This window comes from Mycobacterium sp. PSTR-4-N, from assembly GCF_022348085.1.
In the GTDB taxonomy this organism is placed as follows: Bacteria; Actinomycetota; Actinomycetes; order Mycobacteriales; family Mycobacteriaceae; genus Mycobacterium.
This window is the reverse complement of record NZ_JAKRFN010000004.1, coordinates 44,109-62,283: the sequence shown is the minus strand read 5'-3', so window position 1 is coordinate 62,283 and position 18,175 is coordinate 44,109. Positions and strand designations below refer to the sequence as shown.

The following is an 18,175-nucleotide window of genomic DNA, read 5'->3' as shown; positions in this document are numbered from 1 at the left end:
AGGCGGGCCATCGTGAAACGTCGCGCGGTCGTCCTGATCATCCTCGCGCTGCTGTGTGCGGGGTGCCTCGCCCATCGGCTCGCGGCCCGCCACGACGCGACCGCACCGTCGGCCGGCCTGACGGCGGCGACCACCACCCGGCTCGGGATCCCGTCCAGCGGCACCGTTCTCGCACTGCCCGGTGCCGATCTGCACGTCAAGAACGACATGGATGAAGAGTTCCGCGGAGTGTTCAGCACTGCGCCCTACACGATGAAAGTGGTCGACTACCCCCGCAACCTGGCACTGGATTCGATTCCCACCGGCGTCGCCAACCTCGACGCCGCGATTCGCGCCACCCCCGGCACCATCATCGTGCTGGCCTACAGCCAAGGGGCCCAGGTGGCCTCGGAGTGGATGCGCCAGCACGCTGCGGACCCGACGGCGCCGACGCCCGATCGCCTGACCTTCGTCCTGTTCGGGAACCCGCTGCGCGCCTCCGGAGGGTCGAAGGTGGGGGATCCGACGCTGCGCACCACCGGGCTCGCCACCCCGACCGACACACCCTGGCACGTCGTGGACGTGGCGCGCCGCTACGACGGTTACGCGGACTCGCCGAGCGACAAGAGCAACGCCGACGCGGTGCGCAACGCCGATCTGGGCAAGCTCTTCATCCACCCGCACTACGAGGGTGTCGATCTGAACGACCCGTCGCTGACCATCTGGCACCGCGGGAACACCACGTTCGTGCTGACCAACGGTGAGCCGCTGCTGCCGAAACCGGCCGCGCAGATCGAATCGGCCTATCGGCGCGAATGACTCACACCCCTGCGCAATCGGGAAGTGTTGTCCCCGTTGCCGATTGCGCGTACTGCCGCATCAGGCGCAGCGCCGTCGCGCGGTCCATCTCGGGATCGCGCGCCACGATGCGGTAGCCGAGATAGTCCTCCATCGCCATCAGGGTCATCGCGATGTCGCCGGCGGGCGCACCGAGGGTGAACACCCCAGCATCGGCGCCCGTGGTGAGCAGATCCCGGTAGAGGCCGACCTGGCGATGGTAGATGCCCTGGACGTCGCGGCGCTGATCCAGTTCGAAGCCCGCGGCGAGCACGGCTCGCCAGATGGCCCGCCATTCGGCGTCTTCGGGACCGTTCGGCAGGCCGGCCGCGATCGTCATCGCCAACTGCAGCGCCACGTCGTCGGTCAGGTCACCGAAGCGGCGACGCTGCTCGTAGAAACGCACGTCCGAGCGTAGGGCCAGCTGCGAGAGCAGCTCGGTCATGTCCTTGAAGTAGTACCGCACCGCATTGGTGGTCAGGCCGAGCTCGGCGGCCACGTCGGCCAGCTTGAGGGTGGCCAGATCATGGCGCTCGATCAGCGTGATCGCCGCGTCCATGATGTCGGCGCGCCGTTGCGCCTGCGTGTTCGGCCGCCCCATCCCGGCCACCTCCTCACTCGTGCCGCGAGGTCGATTCTGCCCTTCCTCTTGCGTGACGCCCGACACGGGCGCATAGTTCTTTTCCAATTCGGAAAACAACGGAGCGTGTCATGAGGGCAAGAGACCTCGGCGTCATCATCGGCGACCACCCCACCGGCGCCGACAACGCCATCACCGATGTGCCGGGCGTACGCGTCGGGCACGTCACCCTCGACGCCGAGGGGCCACCGGCCGTGCACACCGGCGTCACCGTCGTCGTCCCACACGACGACATCTGGACCGAACCCCTCTTCGCGGGGGCGCATCGCCTCAACGGCAGTGGTGAACTCACCGGGCTGGAATGGATCCGCGAGTCCGGCGAACTGACGACCGCCATCGGGCTGACCAACACCCACAGTGTCGGCGTCGTTCGCGACGAGCTGGTCGCCGCGCAGGTGCGCGCCCGCGGTGACGGTGTCTACTGGTCACTGCCCGTGGTCGGGGAAACCTATGACGGACTGCTCAACGACATCAACGGATTCCACGTCCGGCCCGAACACGCGCGCACTGCGTTGGAGAATGCGTCGGCGCAGCCACCGGCCGAAGGCAACGTGGGCGGCGGCACCGGGATGATCTGTCACGGCTTCAAGGGCGGCATCGGTACCTCGTCGCGCACGACCGACACCGCCGCGGGCCGATACACGGTCGGCGTCCTGGTGCAGGCCAACCACGGACGGCGAGAACGGCTGCGCATCAACGGCGTTCACATCGGCGAGCTGATCGGAACGGAGGCGGTGCCGCTGCCCGATCTGCCGCCCGGCTACGAACCCGGGTCGGGCTCGATCATCGTGATCGTCGCGACCGATGCCCCCCTGCTCCCCCATCAGTGCACACGAATGGCGCAGCGCGCCGCACTGGCCGTCGGTCGGCTCGGCGGCACGGGCGAGCAGTACAGCGGGGACCTCATGCTGGCCTTCTCGACGTCGAACCGCGGTATCCCCCCGTATGCCTGGGACGAGGACGTGAACACCGCCCGGACCGAGGTCGATGTCCGCATGGTCGCACCCCAGCTGATGACGCGACTGTTCGACCTGACGATCGACGCCACCGAAGAGGCCATCGTCAACGCGATGGTCGCCGCGACCACGATGACCGGCCGCAACGGGTTCACCGCCCACGCGATCGATCACGATCTGCTCCGCACCGCTATGTCCGCCTCTTCACCCCAGGAGACCCCGTGACCACCTCCACCACGCCTGAGACCCGGCGATTGACAGGACATCTCGGTCCGGTCGGCATCGTCTTCATGGTCGTCGCCGCGGCCGCCCCGCTGACCGTGATCGGCGGCAACATGCCGCTGGCGATGGGCCTGGGCAACGGCGCGGGTGCACCGGTCGGGTTCGTCATCGCCGCGCTCGTGCTGCTGGTGTTCAGCATCGGGTTCGTGACGATGACGCCCCATGTCCCCGAGGCCGGTGCGTTCTTCTCCTACGTCACGGTCGGGCTCGGCGAACGGATGGGCAAGGGCATCGCGGTGGTCGCGCTGATCGCCTACACCGCGATACAGATCGGCATCTACGGATACATCGGCTGGGCCATCGCCGACACGGTCGCACACTATGACGGCCCCGAGATCCCCTGGCCCGTCTACTCGTTCGCGATCCTGGCGATCGTCGCAGTCCTCGGCTACCGGCACATCGAGCTGAGCGCGAAGGTGCTCGGGGTGGCGCTGGCCCTCGAGATCGGCATCGTGGTCGTCCTCGACGTGGTGATGGTCGCCAAGCCCGGCCCGGCGGGCGTCACGTTCACCTCGTTCGATCCGGCGACGTTCACCCAGGGCACCATCGGGATCGCGATACTGTTCGCGCTCACCGGATTCATCGGATTCGAGGCGACGGCGGTGTTCCGGGACGAGGCGCGTGACCCCGAACGGACCATCCCCCGCGCCACGTACGCCGCGGTCGTCATCATCGGCGCGTTCTACGCGATCACCGTGTGGGCGTTCGTGGTGGCGTTGGGCCCCGACCAGGTGACCGGGGTGGCGCAGCGAACCCTCGACGGTGAGGGCAACATGCTCCTCGACACCACCGGCGACATGCTCGGCACCGTGGGCCGCGACATCGTCAACGTGCTGCTGCTGAGCAGCCTGTTCGCCTGCGTGTTGTCCTTCCACAACGTAATCGCGCGCTATCAGTTCGTGCTGGCGGGCAAGGGATTGCTGCCCGCGCGACTGGCGACCGTGCACGACGGCCATGCATCACCGTCGTTCTCGTCGCTCGTCCAGACCGCGACGGCCGCGATCATCGTCGCGGTTCTCGCGCTGCTCGGCATCGATCCGCTGGTCGGTGTCTTCGGGTCGATGGCCGGTGTCGCGACCGTCGGGATGGTCGTGCTGATGCTGACCACGTCGATCGCGGTGCTGGTGTTCTTCCTCCGCCACCGTGGCCGCGGCGGGATCGCGACGACGCGGATCGCGCCCGCGCTCGCCGTACTCGGGCTGCTGGCCAGCCTCTGGCTGGTGCTCTCGAACTTCACCCTGGTGACCGGTGGCAGCGTCATGCTGAGCACGGTGCTCGCCGCGATCCCGTTCGCGGGCCTGGTGATCGGCTTCCTGGCGTGGCGCCCGTCGCGGTCACTGGCGTGACCCGGCCGCCCCATCGACGATCATCAGCGCGACGTGCAGTGAGGTCATCGACTCCCCGTCGTCGAGATCGACACCCAGCGCGTCACGGATAGCGTCCAGGCGCTTGTACAGGGCCGGCCTGCTCATGTGCAGACGCTGGGCGAGCGCGGCCTTGTTGCCAGCCAACCGGAGGTACTCGCGCAGCACTGTCAGGTTGGGGGGTGTGCCCGCGGACTCCTCGGACAGCAGCGTCTTCAGCTCGGTCTCGGCGAACTGCTGGACCCGCCGGTCGTCGCGCAGCAGCGACAGCAGACCGCGGAGCCGGACGTCGGCGGCCCGGAAGTACGGCCGGGATCGATCCCCTTGCGCCAGAGCGACTTCGGCGATGTGCGCGGCCTCGGCCAGGCCCGACACGGCATCGGTGATCTGGTCGGCCGGCGGACCCAGCGCCAGCACCGACGCGCTCACCCCGTCGACGCGTCGCACCTGGTCGCGCAGCCGGCCACCCAGTGCTGCCAGTGCGCCGTCGACGTCGCGAGTGTCCTTCAACGCCAACACCATCACGACTTCGGCGTCGCCCTGGAGAGAGAACAATCCGGTGTGGCCGGCGGCCTTGACGGTGTGGGCGACGGCATCGAGTAAGGCGATGGCGCGCCGGTGACCGGCCACGGGATCCGACGACGGGGACGGCCGCCGGGCGCGCACCGTCGCCGGCAGGTACGCGGGAGCGCGCCGCAGACCCAGTGCCTGGGCGCGCACCGTCAGTTCGCGTTCGTCGGTGAGGCGGCCCCGCAGGACGTCGTCGATCAGTCCGCTCTGCGCCTGGTGCTGCAAGCCCGTCCGGTCCTGCTCGATCATCCGGTGCATGGCCAGCGCCGCGGCCGCCCGTTCGAGAACCATCTTGGTGCGGTGCTCGTCTGCCGGTGCGCGGGGCACCACGAGCCGGCCCCACTGCTGGGTGCGGGGTCCGACACCGGTGACCGCCCACGGTTCGGCGAGCTCGCTGCGCCCCGGGCTGCGGCGGGAGCGTCGCTCCCAGTTCTCGAGGAGATCGGCGGGAGTGCCCGCCGACATCGCGATCGCCTGGTGGGAAAGGTCTTCCAGCACAACGGGCTCGGCCAGGATCTGCGCCGCCGCGTCGACGATGCCACTGAGCGAGGCGCGCTTCATGGACAGCTCGGTGAAGGTTTCGTGGACGCGGCGGTCGAACGCCACCTCGTCGTACTGGTCGGCGACGATGCGGCGGTGCACCGCTTCGGTGATCTCGACGAACCGGACCGTGCGATGGAGCACGACCAGGGCGAGTGCGAGTTCCTCGGCGATGGCGCCGATCCCCTCCGGCAGTGCGGGCACCTGCGTGCCCACCTCCACGATGACGCCGAGGGCCCCCGCGTCGGCGAGGCCGCGCAGGTACCTGCGCGGGTGGCGGGCCAATGCCCGACCGGTGGTCAACACGAGCTCACCGCCCTGCAGCAGGCTCGACAGGTCGGCCAGGTCGCTACCGTGCACCCAGCGGATGGTTTCCGCCCACCGCTGGGCGCTGAGCACCTCGGGGTCCCCTCGTTGCACGGCGGGCAGGGCGACCACCTCACCCACGGTCAACGGCATTGACACAGTGTATTCGCACGGCCTCATTCGTTGACAGTGTGTATCGACGTCGGCGGCCTGGCGCGCGAAAGACTCTCGGTATGGCTGCGCAGATTTCGCATTGGGTCAACGGCGAGGTGTTCGAGGGTGCATCGGGTGCGTCAGCACCGGTGACGAATCCGGCGACCGGCCAGGTGACGGGTCAGGTGGCGTTGGCGTCCGAGGACGACGCCCGGGTCGTGATCGACGCCGCAGCCGCGGCGTTTCCCGCCTGGCGCGACACGAGCCTGGCCAAACGCACCCAGGTGCTGTTCCGGTTCCGTGAGCTGCTCAACGAGCGCAAGGGCGAACTGGCCGAGATCATCACCAGCGAGCACGGCAAGGTCGTCTCCGATGCGCTGGGCGAGGTGGCCCGCGGCCAGGAAGTCGTCGAGTTCGCTTGCGGCATCCCCCATTTGCTCAAGGGCGGGTTCACCGAGAACGCGTCGACCAACATCGACGTGCACTCGATCCGTCAGCCCCTCGGCCCGGTCGGCATCATCTCCCCGTTCAACTTCCCCGCGATGGTCCCGATGTGGTTCTTCCCCGTCGCCATCGCCTGCGGCAACACCGTCGTGCTGAAGCCGTCCGAAAAGGATCCCTCGGCGTCGCTGTGGCTGGCGAAGCTGTGGACCGAGGCCGGTCTGCCCGCCGGTGTGTTCAACGTCCTGCAGGGCGACAAGACCGCCGTCGACGAGCTGCTCACCAACCCGAAGATCAAGAGCGTCTCGTTCGTCGGGTCGACCCCGATCGCGCAGTACGTCTATGCCACCGGCACCGCCGCCGGCAAGCGCGTGCAGGCTCTCGGCGGCGCGAAGAACCACGCGGTGATCCTGCCCGACGCCGATCTCGACCTGGCCGCCGACGCGATGGTCAACGCCGGCTTCGGCTCCGCGGGCGAGCGCTGCATGGCCATCTCCGCGTGCGTGGCGGTCGGCCCGATCGCCGACGATCTGGTGGCCAAGATCGCCGAGCGCGCCGCCACCATCAAGACCGGTGACGGCACACGCGATTCCGACATGGGTCCGCTGGTCACCAAGGCGCACCGCGACAAGGTCGCCTCCTACGTCGACGCGGGCGAAAGCGCCGGCGCCAAGGTCGTCCTCGACGGCCGCACCGTGACCGCTGACGGTGGGGAGGACGGGTTCTGGTTGGGCCCCACCCTGCTCGACAACGTCACCCCGGACATGAGCGTCTACACCGACGAGATCTTCGGCCCCGTGCTGTCGGTCGTGCGCGTCGAGACCTACGACGAGGCCCTCGACCTGATCAACAGCAACCCCTACGGCAACGGCACCGCGATCTTCACCAATGACGGCGGCGCAGCCCGGCGCTTCCAGAACGAGGTGGAGGTCGGCATGGTCGGCATCAACGTGCCCATCCCGGTTCCGATGGCGTACTACAGCTTCGGCGGCTGGAAGGCCTCCCTGTTCGGCGACAGCCACGCCCACGGCATGGACGGCGTGCAGTTCTTCACCCGCCAGAAGGCCATCACCACCCGCTGGCTGGACCCCAGCCACGGCGGCATCAACCTCGGCTTCCCCACCAACTAGCCCCGTCCCGCGAGCGCGCGCGTCTGCACACGACACACCGGCGTCAGCTGTGCAGTAGCGCGCGCTCGTGCCCTACCCAGAGAGCGCAGACAGCACCATGACGTCAACAGTGAGCGCCCTGCCCACCGGCGAAGACCTCGACACCGCGATCGCCCGCGGACAACGCGCCTACGATCTGGACCGCGCCCACGTCTTCCATTCCTGGTCGGCCCAGGCCCAGATCACGCCGATGACCGTGCTCGCGGCGCAGGGCTCGTACCTGTGGGACGGTGAGGGCAACCGGCTGCTGGATTTCTCCTCACAGCTGGTCAACACCAACATCGGCCACCAGCACCCCAAAGTCGTTGCCGCCATTGCCGAGCAAGCTGCGACGCTGTGCACGATCGCACCCCAGCACGTCAATGATGCGCGCTCCGAGGCCGCCCGGCTGGTCGCCGAGCGCACCCCCGGTGACCTGAACCGGATCTTCTTCACCAACGGCGGCGCCGACGCCGTCGAGCACGCGGTACGCATGGCCCGCCTGCACACCGGTCGCTACAAGGTGCTCTCCCGCTACCGCTCCTACCACGGCGGCACCGAGACCGCGATCAACCTGACCGGCGACCCGCGCCGCTGGCCCAACGACCATGGCAACGCCGGCATCGTCCACTTCACCGGACCGTTCCTGTACCGCTCGGCCTTCCACGCCGAGACCGAGGCCCAGGAGACCGAGCGTGCGCTCGAGCACCTGGACCGTCTGGTGCAGATGGAAGGTCCTTCGACGATCGCGGCGATCATCCTCGAGTCGATCCCCGGCACCGCCGGCATCATGGTGCCGCCGCCCGGGTACATGGCCGGCGTCCGCGACATCTGCGACCGCCACGGCATCGTGTTCATCGCCGACGAGGTGATGGCCGGTTTCGGCCGCACCGGTCGCTGGTTCGCAATCGACAACTTCGACGTCGTGCCCGACCTGATCACGTTCGCCAAAGGTGTCACCTCCGGCTACGTACCGCTCGGCGGCGTGGCGATCAACGAGGCCATCTACTCGACGTTCGCCGACCGCGCATACCCGGGCGGACTGACGTACTCGGGCCATCCGCTCGCGACCGCCTGCGCCGTGGCGACCATCACTGCGATGGAGGACGAGGGCATGGTCGGCAATGCGGCGCGCATCGGCACCGACGTGCTCGGCCCGGGACTTCGCGAATTGGCTGCGCGGCATCGCAGTGTCGGCGAGGTACGCGGTCTCGGGGTGTTCTGGGCGATCGAGCTGGTCGCCGACCAGAAGACCCGTGAACCGCTGGCTCCGTACGGTGGCTCCAGCCCGGCGATGGCCGCAGTACTCGGGGCGTGCAAGTCCGGGGGCCTGCTCCCGTTCGCGAACTTCAACCGCATTCATGCGGTACCCCCGTGCAACGTGACCGACGACGAGGTGACCGAGGGTCTGCGCATTCTCGACGCCGCATTGGACGTCGCCGACGAGTACGCGGGCTGAGAGCCGCCGCAGGAAGCGGATGCGTGCGCTGCGCAACGATTGCGGAGTGCAATAGTGGTACCCATGCAGCAGCCAGGGTCGTCGCGGTGGATCCCCATGCCCACTCGCCGGTCGTGGGTGCAATGGCTCGGGCAGAGTTCGGCCGCCATCGTGCCTCTGGCCGTGGTCGTCGGGGCGCTGACGGGCCTGGGCGCGGTCGGGTTTCGCGAGCTCATCACCGGCTTCACCAAGCTCTTCACCGGATTCGACGACTATTCCGCGATGGGGCGGATCGCCAGCCCGCACTGGCCGTTTTTGGGTATCTGGTTCCTTCTGGTGGTGCCGGTGATCGCCGGCGCCCTGTACGGACCGATCGTTCACCGATTCGCACCGGAAGCCCGGGGGCACGGTGTTCCGGAGGTCATGTACGCGGTCGCCCACCGCAACGGCCGGATCGCACCGCGGGTGACTCTGGTCAAGGCATTCGCATCGGCGTTGTGTATCGGCGGCGGCGGATCGGTGGGCCGGGAGGGCCCGATCGTGCAGATCGGGTCGGCGGCCGGGTCGACGGTGGCCCAGCTGCTGCGACTCCCGACCAGCAGGGTGCGCCTGCTGGTCGCCTGCGGGGCGGCAGCAGGCATCTCTGCCACGTTCAACGCGCCGCTGGCAGGCCCGTTCTTCGCGATGGAGTTGATCCTCCGCAACCTGGCTGCGGAGTCCTTCGGAGCAGTGTTGTTGTCCAGCGTGGTCGCCGACATCATCGGGCGCGCGATCATGGGCGACGAATCTTTCCTGTCATTGCCGAGTTTCGCGGTCCACAGTCCCGTCGAGTACCTCCTCTACGCGTCGCTGGGCGTGCTCGTCGGCGCTGTCGGGGTGTTGTTCAGCAAAGTGCTGTATCTGGTCGAGGACGTCTGCGACTGGTTGTGGCGCGGCCCGGAATGGGCGCGCCCTGCAGTGGGCGGCCTGCTGCTGGGAGGATTGCTGATCGCGCTTCCGCAGATGTACGGCGTGGGGTACCCGGTTCTCGAGCACGCCGTGCGGGGTGACTACGTCATCCCCATGCTGCTGATCCTGCTCGTGGGCAAGATGGTGGCCACCAGCCTGACGATCGGGATCGGCGGATCGGGTGGTGTGTTCGCACCGACGCTGTTCATCGGCGCCATGGCGGGCTCTGCCGTGGGGGAGGTCGCCCACACTCTGCTGCCGACGATCACCGAATCCGCCGGGGCGTACGGGCTGATCGGCATGGGGGCGGCGCTCGCCGGCGCCACCCGCGCGCCGATGACCGCGGTGATCATCCTGTTCGAGTTGACGGGTCAGTATTCGATCATCCTGCCTCTGATGGCGGCCGTGGCGATGGCCGCCGGCACCGGTCATCTGCTGTCGCGGGAGACGATCTACACGGCGAAACTGTGGCGGCGCGGCGTCGACCTGGACGCGCCGCTCAAAGACGCCCCCACCATCGTCGCCCGCGACGTCGTGCGGCCTGCGCCACCGGCTCTGGCCGAACACGCTTCGCTGGTCGAGGCAGCCACCGCGCTGGCGCAGACGCCGGTCGGCATGGTGCCCACCGTCGACGCCGAGGGCACGTACCGCGGATGCGTCACCGCCGAGGACGTCGCGGAAGCGCTCAACGACGAGGCACCCCCGTCGACGATCCGCGATCTGATCAACAGACCGCCGGATCTCGACGTCGAGGCCGACTCCACGCGGATCATCGCGGCGCTGTCCGGCCGGGGCGCCACCGGAGTGCCTGTGCTCAACGCCGAGCACACCGCGGTCATCGGCTGGATCACCTACGAAGCTCTGCTCACGGCCCTGCATCCGACGACGTCGTCACCGAGGAGCCCGGGCTGACGGCGCCCCGGTCGATGCGCTGCAACAACGCCGGGCCGGCAGGAACATGCCGCAGCACCGTCTGCGCCAGCCGGTCGCGTAACCGGTCGTCGTGCACCGAGACTCGACCTCCCAGGTCGCGCCACCCCGCGCCGCCCCACGCCGCTGCGACGGCCGCATCGGTCACGCCCAACCGCGCGCGGCGCCGGTCGACGATCGCCAGCACCAGCGCCGTCGCGGCGTGCACGCCATCGACCCACACCCCCATCGCGAGCACATCGCCCGTGGGGCGCCGGCCCGACAGTATCGACTGGGCCAGATGACGGGCACCGAGGACACGGGTCACGTTGATCGCCCAGCGGTCAGGATCATCGTCTCGGGCAACGGTTTTCAGAATCGCCTCGGGTGCGGCCAATAGAGCGGCACCCCACCCCGCACGCACGAGTTCGATGGCCCGGACGGCGCTCACTGTCGTCGACCTCCGGAGAGCGAGGAGTTCCCGGCCCGTGAATCTGCCAGCGCCAGAGAGGATTCGATCAACAGCGCGTGGACGAAGGCTTGCGGCAGGTTTCCGCGCATCTGTCGCTGGATGACGTCGTACTCCTCGGACAACAACCCCGGCGGACCACAGGCCGCGCGATTGCGCTCGAAGTACCGCACCGCCGAGACGACGTCACCCTGCTGATGCGCCGCCTGTGCCATCAGGAAACCGCAGAGAGCGAACGCGCCCTCCGCGTCGTGCAGCGGCCGCCCGTCGTGATGGAACCGGTAGACGAAGAAGTCGCGGGCAAGGTCGTCGGCGACCGCGGCGACCGTGGCGCGCGTGCGCGGGTGATCAGCGGGAATCGCTCCACGCAGCGCCGGCAGGAGCAGCGCCGCGTCGACGCGTGAGTCGTCGGGGGCACGCTGCCAGCGGCCACTGGGATGTCCGCAGTCGGCGGCGTCGGCCAGGATCGCGTCGGCCAGCACGTTCCATTCGGCGCCGTCGGTACGCGGCGCGCAGGCAGCCGCTGCGCGCAGTCCGCCTACGCACGCCAACCGGGATTGCGCCCAACGCCGCTGGTCGAGCTCCCAGATGCCGGCGTCCGGATCGCGCCATCGCTGCGCGATCGCCCGCGCGGCGGTGGACATGGCCTGATATCCGGCGGTGTCGAGGTGGTCGAAGCGGGCCGCGGCGGCGAGCAACTGCAGCGCCTCGCCGAAGGCGTCGAGCTGGAATTGCTTACCCGCGTGGTTGCCGACGATGTCGGCGCCGCCCGGATAGCCGGGCAGATTCAGTGCCTGCTCTGCCGGCAGGTTCCCGCCGTCCACCGTGTAGGCCGGGCGCAGATCCGGCCCGTCGTCGAGCAACCGGGCGCTGACGAACGCGACCGCCTCGTCGAGAAGCGGCAGCGGTTCGGCCACGGCGACCGCCATCCCCGCATAGCAGAGATCACGGATCCACACGTAGCGGTAGTCGTAGTCGCGTCCCGCGCGGGCCCGCTCGGGAAGACCGAGGGTGGCGGCCGCGGCCAGCCCCCCGCCGGGCGCCGTCATTCCGCGCAGCACGGCGTAAGACTGCCGGGTGTCCTCGACGGCGATTCCTCCGTTCAATGCGGGAACCGCTGTGTGCCAGGCTTCTTCGGTGCTGCGCCACAGGTGGTCGACGTCGGGCGGCGCAGGGAGCGCCACATCGGAGATCTCCACCACGATGTCGTGGTGAGCGCCTTCGGCGAGCGAGACGTCCGCGCACAGACCCTCCCCGTCGCGAAACCGCGCGTGCGGCAGACCGGTCACCCGGATCCGCAGATCTCCCGTCTCGGCGCACCACCTGCCGCCGGTCGTCGCCTGCACCTCACGCATGGTCTCGACACCGAAGCTCGCTGCCGGGAAGAGTTGTACCGCAACATCAGTGGGGCCGCGCACGGCCATGATCCGGCGCATCAGGATCAGGCGATGGGGGTCACCGGGATAGGCGAGCGCCTCCCGACACTCGGTGATGCCGTCGTCGGTCACCCACCGGGAGCGCCAGATCAACCCGGCACGTTCGTAATGACCGCCCCAGACGAACCGGGACGTCGGCGCGATCGTGAACACCCCACGGCCGCCGATGAGTTCGCTGAACACGGCGTCGTCGTGCCAGTGCGGCGCGCACAGCCACGAGATGTCACCGCGGGGCCCCACCAGCGCGCCGCGATGCCCGTCCGCGAGCAGTGCATACTCGCGCAGCACATGCGGACTCGGCCGGTCGGCCATCACTTGCTCCCACGGTCGCTGGAGGCCCGGCGCGGCACCCAGGCAGGTCCTTCGATGTGGTCGGCGTTGAACCACAGCAGAAGCGCGAAGTTGTAGGCGCTCAGGACGCCGTAGAGCAATGTGTCGCGCAGATCGAAGCCCATCGGGCTCGGGTGGCCGTGGACGGCCGCCACCGCCGACACCATCGTCAGGCCCAGCGCCGCCACCGCCGCCGCGGCGCTGAACCAGACTGCCGCCGAACGGTGGATCGCGCACACCAGGGCCGCGGCGCCCCAGACCACCAGGACCACCCCCTGGCTCGTGGTGATCAGGAGGCCCAGCAGGTCAGCCCCGCGTGGTGAGGTCGCACCCGCTGCGGCGAACGTCAGCGCCGCCACGCCCAGTGCCACGAGGACCGCACCCTGCGCGATCGGGAACGGCCGGCCCGAGCGGAAGTGTTCCGGGTCGAGTGAGACTCGCCGCAATGCATCTTTCAGTGCCATCGCAAGCCCCTCAGTGTCCCTGCGTGCCCGCCGCGACGGCGACGGACACCGCGGCGAGACCGGCAGCCGCGGTTGCGACGGGGTGACTGCGCAGCCACCAGGCGGGACTGTGCGGCAGCGAGCGGTCGTCGAACACACCGTGCGCTCCGAAGTCCTTCTCGTCGTCGACCGGGTGGAACAGGTTCCCGTCCTCGCGGTCCACCCGCTCGGTTGTCTGCTGGGATTCGATTCCGGTCTTGGCCAGGTATCGATCGAGCACTGGTGCGCACAGGCGCTGACCGATCAGGGTGGCCACGGTGCTGCCGCCCACCCAGTACTGCTTCTGGGCGGGATGATCCGCGGCGAAAGAGATCGCTCGAGCGCACACCTCGGGCTGGTAGACCGGCGCGACGGGCTGCGGGTGGCGCGGGAGCCGCGAACGGACCCAGGAGAACTGAGGGGTGTTGACCCCTGGCATCTGCACGACGGTCACGTGCACTCCGCTGTTGTCGTGCAGCAGCTCCGTGCGCAGGGACTCGGTGAACCCGTTGATGGCGTGTTTGGCTCCGCAGTACGCCGACTGCAGGGGCACCGACCGTTCCCCCAGTGCCGAGCCGACCTGGATGATCGCACCGCGATCACGCGGGCGCATGCGGCGCAGTGCCACCATCGTGCCGTGCACGAAACCCAGGTAACTGACGTCGGTGGCACGGCGGAATTCCTGGGGTTCGATCTCGTGGAAACGCGCGAAGATCGTGGCGAATGCGGCGTTGACCCACACGTCGATGGGCCCTAGGGTCCGCTCGATCTCGTCGGCCGCTGCATCGAGCGCATCGAAGTCGGTCACATCTGCGGGCACGACCAGTGGCGTGCCTCCGCAGCGTGCCACTTCGGCGGCCGCCGCCTCCAACCCGGCGTGTCCCCGCGCGATCAGGGCCACCCGCCAACCGCGGCGGCCGAACTCGCGTGCCGCGGCACGACCGATACCGGCGCTGGCCCCCGTCACGACGACGGTTCTCACGGGATCCCGGCCTGTCGTCGCACCGGTCATCCGCCCGACGGCTCTGAGCACTTCTTTTCTCATCGATCCTCCTCGTTGTCGAGTCCGCGATCCAGGGATGCCACCACCTTCAGCATCGAAAACGTGGGATGACACATTCACAGCAATTGTTGCGCCGATGTGATACTTGCGCATTAGCATCTATTGTCGACGCCACATCGACAGGCCGCAGCGGAGGGATCTCTGATGACCGGGACCTGCGAACAGCAGGTGAACACACCGAAAGCGACCGAAGACGACGATTATGCAGACGTCGTGGCTCTGGTGGAGGACTTGCGCGCCGCCTCACCGGATTCCCCGGAGTTCGTGAGCCTGCGCGAGCACATCGTCCGACGATGCCTGCCGCTGGCCGACCACGTCGCCGCCCGGTACCGAAACCGCGGGCAGGAGATGGAGGATCTGGTCCAGGTGGCGCGTGTCGGATTGGTCAACGCCGTCAACCGGTTCGATCCCTCGCGCGGTTCACCGTTCGTGGCCTTCGCGGTACCCACGATCATCGGCGAAGTGCGGCGCTACTTCCGCGACCGCACCTGGATGATGTCGGTACCCCGGCGGATCAAGGATCTCCACAGCGAAGCGGCGTCGGCGATGTCCGAGCTGACGCACACGTTGGGGCGCGCCCCGACCGCCAAAGAGATCGGCTCCTACCTGGGGGTCGGGGACGAGGAGGTGCGGGATGCGTTGATCGCCTACGAGGCCCGCAGTTTGCACTCGTTGGACAAACCGGCGGCCTTCTACGACGACGCGCCTCCCCTCGGGGAATCGATGGGAGAGGAGGATCCCCGGTTCGAGGCCGTCACCGACCGCGAGGCACTACGGCCCCTTCTCGGCGCTTTGCCCCCGCGGGAGAAGACCATCCTGATGCTGCGATTCTTCGAAGGGCGGACTCAGAGCGATATCGCGGGGGAACTGGGGATCTCGCAGATGCACGTCTCGCGCCTGCTGCAATCCACCCTCACGAAGCTTCGAGAGCAACTGGCCTGACGAAACGGCGGTCATGACGCCGCCTCACGCAGCGCCGCTGCGATCACCTGCACAGTGTGCAGAGGTCGCGGACCCGCCAGCAGTTCGTCGACCTGCGTCCGACAGCTGAACCCGTCCGCGACGACGACGGTGCCGGCGTCGGCCGAGCGGATCGCAGGCAGCAACTTGTCCTCGGCACACGCCACCGAGACGTCGTGATGACCACGCTCGAATCCGAAGTTGCCCGCCAGACCGCAGCATCCGGCGTCGAGGACATCGACGTCGACACCGGCGTCTTCGAGGAGCCTCTTCTCCTCGGTGTAATGCAGCACAGCGTGTTGGTGGCAGTGCGGTTGCACCATCGCCTGCCCGGACCGGTGCGGGATCTTCCAGTCAGGCGCCCGGCGGCTCAGCACCTCGCCGATCGTGTAGGTCTGTGCGGCCAATCGGTGCGCGTCCTCGTCCCCGGCGAGCAGATTCACCACATCCGCGCGGAAGACCGCGGCGCAACTGGGTTCGAGCACGACCACGGGAGTGCCGGCGCGCAGAGCCGGGGCCAGGATGCGCAGCGTCCGCCGCAGCACGGTCTTCGCCACACCGAGCTGGCCGGTCGAGATCCATGTGAGGCCGCAGCACACCGTACGCTGCGGGATCTGGACCTCGAAGCCTGCTGCTTCCAGCACAGCGACGGCGTCGCGGGCGATGTCTGGGTCGAAGTAGTTGGTGAAGGTGTCGGGCCACAACAGCACCGGCCCGCGCGGGGCCGGACGGTCAGCCGCGGTGTGACCGGCGAACCACCGGGTGAAGCGCGCAGCGGCGAACCTCGGCACGGCCCGCTGTTGATCGATGCCTCCGACCGCCTTCAGCGCCGTGCTGAGCCCGCGGGCCTGGGTCACTGCGTTGACCACACCCGGCATCGCCGAAGCGACTCGGGCCGCCGCCGGTATCCACCCCATCGAGTAGTGCGCCATCGGCCGCAGCCTGTGCCGGTAATGGTGGTGCAGGAACTCGGCCTTATAGCTCGCCATGTCGACGTTGACCGGGCAGTCGGACAGACATCCCTTGCAGGCCAGGCACAGATCGAGCGCATCGCGCACGTCGGTCGACCGCCACCCGTCGGTGATAACGTCGCCCTGCAACATCTCGAAGAGCAGCCGGGCCCGGCCTCGGGTCGAGTGCTCCTCCTCCCCCGTGGCGCGATAGCTCGGGCACATCACACCGTCGGCCTCACCACGGCATTTGCCCACGCCGACACAGCGATTGGCAGCCTGGCTGAAGCGGTGACCGTCCTCGGGGAACGCGAAGGAGGTCTTCGGCTCGATCGGCAGGTAGCCGGTTCCGAGCCGCAGGTTGTCGGTGATCTTCGCGGGCCGCACCACCTTGCCGGGATTCATCCGGTCACGCGGGTCGAACAGGTCTTTCATCTGTTCGAAGGCCTCGATGATGCGCTCGCCGAACATGATCGGCAGCAACTGCCCTCGGGCCTGGCCGTCTCCGTGCTCCCCGGACAGCGAGCCGCCGTAATCGACCACGAGATGTGCTGCGTCTGAGACGAAGCGCCGATAGTGGGCGATGCCGTCTGCGGTACGGAGATCGAACGGGATGCGGGTGTGTACGCAGCCCTGCCCGAAGTGGCCGTAGAGCGCTGCGTCGCCGTAGTCGTACCGGGCCAGCAGCGCGCGGAAGTCGCGGAGGTAATCGCCGAGGCGGTCGGGCGGGACCGCCGCGTCCTCCCAGCCGGCGTGGGTGGGCGGCCCTTGCGGCGGAAAGGCGGTGGCGCCCAGACCCGCTTCCCGGGCCGCCCAGATCTCCTCCTTGCGGGCCGGATCGTCGATCACCGCGGCGGTGACGTCGACCGCTCCGCGCAGGTCGTCGACCATGGTCTTCGACTTGTGATCGGCATCGTCTTGACTGGTCCCGTCGATCTGCACCATTAGCCAGGCCCGGCCCTCCGGCAGCTCGTCGAGCGTACGCTGCGCCAAGTGCTGGCTGTGCTCGAGATTCACCAGTCGATGGTCGATGCCCTCGAGAGCGGCAGGCCGGTGAGGCAGGATCGACGGCACCGCGTCCGCTGCGGCGGCGACGTCGGAGAAGCCCACGATGGTCAGCGTGCTCGCCGCGGGCACCGGCACCAGATCGATCTCGGCGCGCAGGACGGTCACCAACGTGCTCTCGCTGCCGACGAGTGCCTTGGCGAGCTGGAAGCCGTGCTCGGGCAGCAGCGAGTCCAGGTTGAAACCCGAGACACGACGCGGGATGTCGGGATAGCGGGCCCGGATCTCCTCGGCATGGCGGTCGACGATCTCTCTGAGCCCGCGGTAGATCTCGGCGCGGCGGCCACCGTCGGCGACGATGCGCTCGAACTCGTCGTCGCCGGTGTCCCCCACCCACATTCGCAGGCCGTCGTAGGTCAGTATCTCGAGCCTGCGCACCGAGTCCACCGTCTTCCCGTACGCCTGGGCCGTCGAGCCACAGGAGTTGTTGCCGATCATCCCGCCGATCGTGCAGTTGTAGTGGGTGGACGGCTTGGGCCCGACCATCAGCCCGTGCTCGCGCAGAACCGAATTGAGTCGGTCGAGCTTGATCCCGGGCTCCACGATCGCGGTTCGGGCGTCCGCATCGACCGAGTGCACCGCGGTGCAGTACTTGCTCCAATCGATCACGACCGCGGCGTTGCAACACTGGCCCGCCAAGCTGGTGCCGCCTCCCCGGGACAGCACCGGCACGTCGTGGTCACGGCACACCATCACCGCGTCCGCGGCGGCGTCCACCGATCGCGGCACCACGACTCCGATCGGAATCTGGCGGTAGTTGGACGAATCGGTGGAATAGGCGGCGCGAGAACCGGGGTCGAAACGGACCTCTCCGTCGACGCGGCTCTCGAGATCGCTCGCGAGGGCCTCGTAGGGCAGGACGGTCCGCTCATGGCGGGGCGTGGTGCTCGTCATGGTGTCTCCTGGTGC

At 68.6% G+C, this 18,175-nt stretch carries 14 protein-coding genes; 7 read left to right on the top strand and 7 right to left on the bottom strand.

The genetic code is table 11. The annotated features are described in order from the left end of the window. Window positions 1-12 precede the first annotated feature (12 nt). Window positions 13-798, top strand: coding sequence for a PE-PPE domain-containing protein (locus tag MHN84_RS07155; RefSeq protein ID WP_241203945.1), 786 nt, complete (start codon window positions 13-15; stop codon window positions 796-798). A gap of 1 nt (window position 799) precedes the next feature. On the opposite strand, the gene MHN84_RS07150 is transcribed toward MHN84_RS07155, so the two are convergent. Continuing rightward, complete coding sequence (locus MHN84_RS07150; RefSeq protein WP_241203944.1) at window positions 800-1,417, bottom strand: TetR/AcrR family transcriptional regulator; 618 nt, start codon at window positions 1,415-1,417, stop codon at window positions 800-802. A gap of 110 nt (window positions 1,418-1,527) precedes the next feature. Here MHN84_RS07150 and MHN84_RS07145 point away from each other — a divergent pair, with 110 nt between their 5' ends. Continuing rightward, complete coding sequence (locus MHN84_RS07145) at window positions 1,528-2,637, top strand: P1 family peptidase (protein ID WP_241203943.1); 1,110 nt, start codon at window positions 1,528-1,530, stop codon at window positions 2,635-2,637. A gap of 65 nt (window positions 2,638-2,702) precedes the next feature. Next, window positions 2,703-4,040, top strand: a complete 1,338-nt coding sequence (locus tag MHN84_RS07140; RefSeq protein ID WP_241204199.1) for an APC family permease — start codon at window positions 2,703-2,705, stop codon at window positions 4,038-4,040. On the opposite strand, the gene MHN84_RS07135 is transcribed toward MHN84_RS07140, so the two are convergent. Next, on the bottom strand, window positions 4,029-5,627 hold the full coding sequence (locus MHN84_RS07135; protein WP_241203942.1) for a PucR family transcriptional regulator: 1,599 nt from the start codon (window positions 5,625-5,627) through the stop codon (window positions 4,029-4,031). The genes MHN84_RS07140 and MHN84_RS07135 overlap by 12 nt on opposite strands. Window positions 5,628-5,707: 80 nt before the next feature. Between MHN84_RS07135 and MHN84_RS07130 the strand changes: the two genes are divergently transcribed. The 3 genes from MHN84_RS07130 to MHN84_RS07120 all read left to right on the top strand — a co-directional run bounded on the left by MHN84_RS07130 (window position 5,708) and on the right by MHN84_RS07120 (window position 10,514). Further along, window positions 5,708-7,198 (top strand): CoA-acylating methylmalonate-semialdehyde dehydrogenase, encoded by a 1,491-nt coding sequence (locus MHN84_RS07130; RefSeq protein WP_241203941.1) that lies wholly within the window; start codon window positions 5,708-5,710, stop codon window positions 7,196-7,198. Window positions 7,199-7,295: 97 nt separating this feature from the next. Continuing rightward, a complete protein-coding gene (locus MHN84_RS07125) occupies window positions 7,296-8,675 on the top strand; it encodes an aspartate aminotransferase family protein (protein ID WP_241203940.1) in 1,380 nt (459 codons plus the stop codon). A gap of 96 nt (window positions 8,676-8,771) precedes the next feature. Next, window positions 8,772-10,514, top strand: coding sequence for a chloride channel protein (locus tag MHN84_RS07120; RefSeq protein ID WP_241203939.1), 1,743 nt, complete (start codon window positions 8,772-8,774; stop codon window positions 10,512-10,514). Here the strand turns inward: MHN84_RS07120 and MHN84_RS07115 are convergent. Genes MHN84_RS07115 through MHN84_RS07100 form a run of 4 tightly spaced genes read right to left on the bottom strand, consistent with a single transcriptional unit; the run spans window position 10,468 to window position 14,240 of the window. Further along, on the bottom strand, window positions 10,468-10,962 hold the full coding sequence (locus tag MHN84_RS07115; protein ID WP_241203938.1) for a hypothetical protein: 495 nt from the start codon (window positions 10,960-10,962) through the stop codon (window positions 10,468-10,470). The genes MHN84_RS07120 and MHN84_RS07115 overlap by 47 nt on opposite strands. Next, a complete protein-coding gene (locus MHN84_RS07110) occupies window positions 10,959-12,728 on the bottom strand; it encodes a glycoside hydrolase family 15 protein (RefSeq protein ID WP_241203937.1) in 1,770 nt (589 codons plus the stop codon). The genes MHN84_RS07115 and MHN84_RS07110 overlap by 4 nt, the downstream gene beginning before the upstream one ends. After that, window positions 12,728-13,210 carry a hypothetical protein gene (locus MHN84_RS07105; protein WP_241203936.1) on the bottom strand — a complete coding sequence of 161 codons (483 nt, stop codon included), beginning with the start codon at window positions 13,208-13,210 and terminating at the stop codon, window positions 12,728-12,730. The genes MHN84_RS07110 and MHN84_RS07105 overlap by 1 nt, the downstream gene beginning before the upstream one ends. A gap of 10 nt (window positions 13,211-13,220) precedes the next feature. Continuing rightward, window positions 13,221-14,240 carry an SDR family oxidoreductase gene (locus MHN84_RS07100; protein ID WP_241204198.1) on the bottom strand — a complete coding sequence of 340 codons (1,020 nt, stop codon included), beginning with the start codon at window positions 14,238-14,240 and terminating at the stop codon, window positions 13,221-13,223. 195 nt (window positions 14,241-14,435) lie between these two features. On the opposite strand from MHN84_RS07100, the gene MHN84_RS07095 reads away from it, so the two are divergent. Beyond that, window positions 14,436-15,233, top strand: coding sequence for a SigB/SigF/SigG family RNA polymerase sigma factor (locus MHN84_RS07095; protein ID WP_241203935.1), 798 nt, complete (start codon window positions 14,436-14,438; stop codon window positions 15,231-15,233). A gap of 11 nt (window positions 15,234-15,244) precedes the next feature. Here the strand turns inward: MHN84_RS07095 and MHN84_RS07090 are convergent, their stop codons facing one another. After that, window positions 15,245-18,160, bottom strand: coding sequence for an FAD-binding and (Fe-S)-binding domain-containing protein (locus tag MHN84_RS07090; protein WP_241203934.1), 2,916 nt, complete (start codon window positions 18,158-18,160; stop codon window positions 15,245-15,247). Window positions 18,161-18,175: the final 15 nt, after the last annotated feature.

Excerpts from the sequence above, each read along its gene's own strand:
- MHN84_RS07145 (WP_241203943.1), top strand. The coding sequence starts at position 1,528 with ATGAGGGCAAGAGACCTCGGCGTCATCATCGGCGACCACCCCACCGGC.
- MHN84_RS07105 (WP_241203936.1), bottom strand. The coding sequence starts at position 13,210 with ATGGCACTGAAAGATGCATTGCGGCGAGTCTCACTCGACCCGGAACAC.
- MHN84_RS07095 (WP_241203935.1), top strand. The coding sequence starts at position 14,436 with ATGACCGGGACCTGCGAACAGCAGGTGAACACACCGAAAGCGACCGAA.
- MHN84_RS07150 (WP_241203944.1), bottom strand. The coding sequence starts at position 1,417 with ATGGGGCGGCCGAACACGCAGGCGCAACGGCGCGCCGACATCATGGAC.
- MHN84_RS07130 (WP_241203941.1), top strand. The coding sequence starts at position 5,708 with ATGGCTGCGCAGATTTCGCATTGGGTCAACGGCGAGGTGTTCGAGGGT.
- MHN84_RS07140 (WP_241204199.1), top strand. The coding sequence starts at position 2,703 with ATGGTCGTCGCCGCGGCCGCCCCGCTGACCGTGATCGGCGGCAACATG.
- MHN84_RS07110 (WP_241203937.1), bottom strand. The coding sequence starts at position 12,728 with ATGGCCGACCGGCCGAGTCCGCATGTGCTGCGCGAGTATGCACTGCTC.
- MHN84_RS07135 (WP_241203942.1), bottom strand. The coding sequence starts at position 5,627 with ATGCCGTTGACCGTGGGTGAGGTGGTCGCCCTGCCCGCCGTGCAACGA.
- MHN84_RS07100 (WP_241204198.1), bottom strand. The coding sequence starts at position 14,240 with ATGACCGGTGCGACGACAGGCCGGGATCCCGTGAGAACCGTCGTCGTG.
- MHN84_RS07120 (WP_241203939.1), top strand. The coding sequence starts at position 8,772 with ATGCCCACTCGCCGGTCGTGGGTGCAATGGCTCGGGCAGAGTTCGGCC.
- MHN84_RS07090 (WP_241203934.1), bottom strand. The coding sequence starts at position 18,160 with ATGACGAGCACCACGCCCCGCCATGAGCGGACCGTCCTGCCCTACGAG.
- MHN84_RS07125 (WP_241203940.1), top strand. The coding sequence starts at position 7,296 with ATGACGTCAACAGTGAGCGCCCTGCCCACCGGCGAAGACCTCGACACC.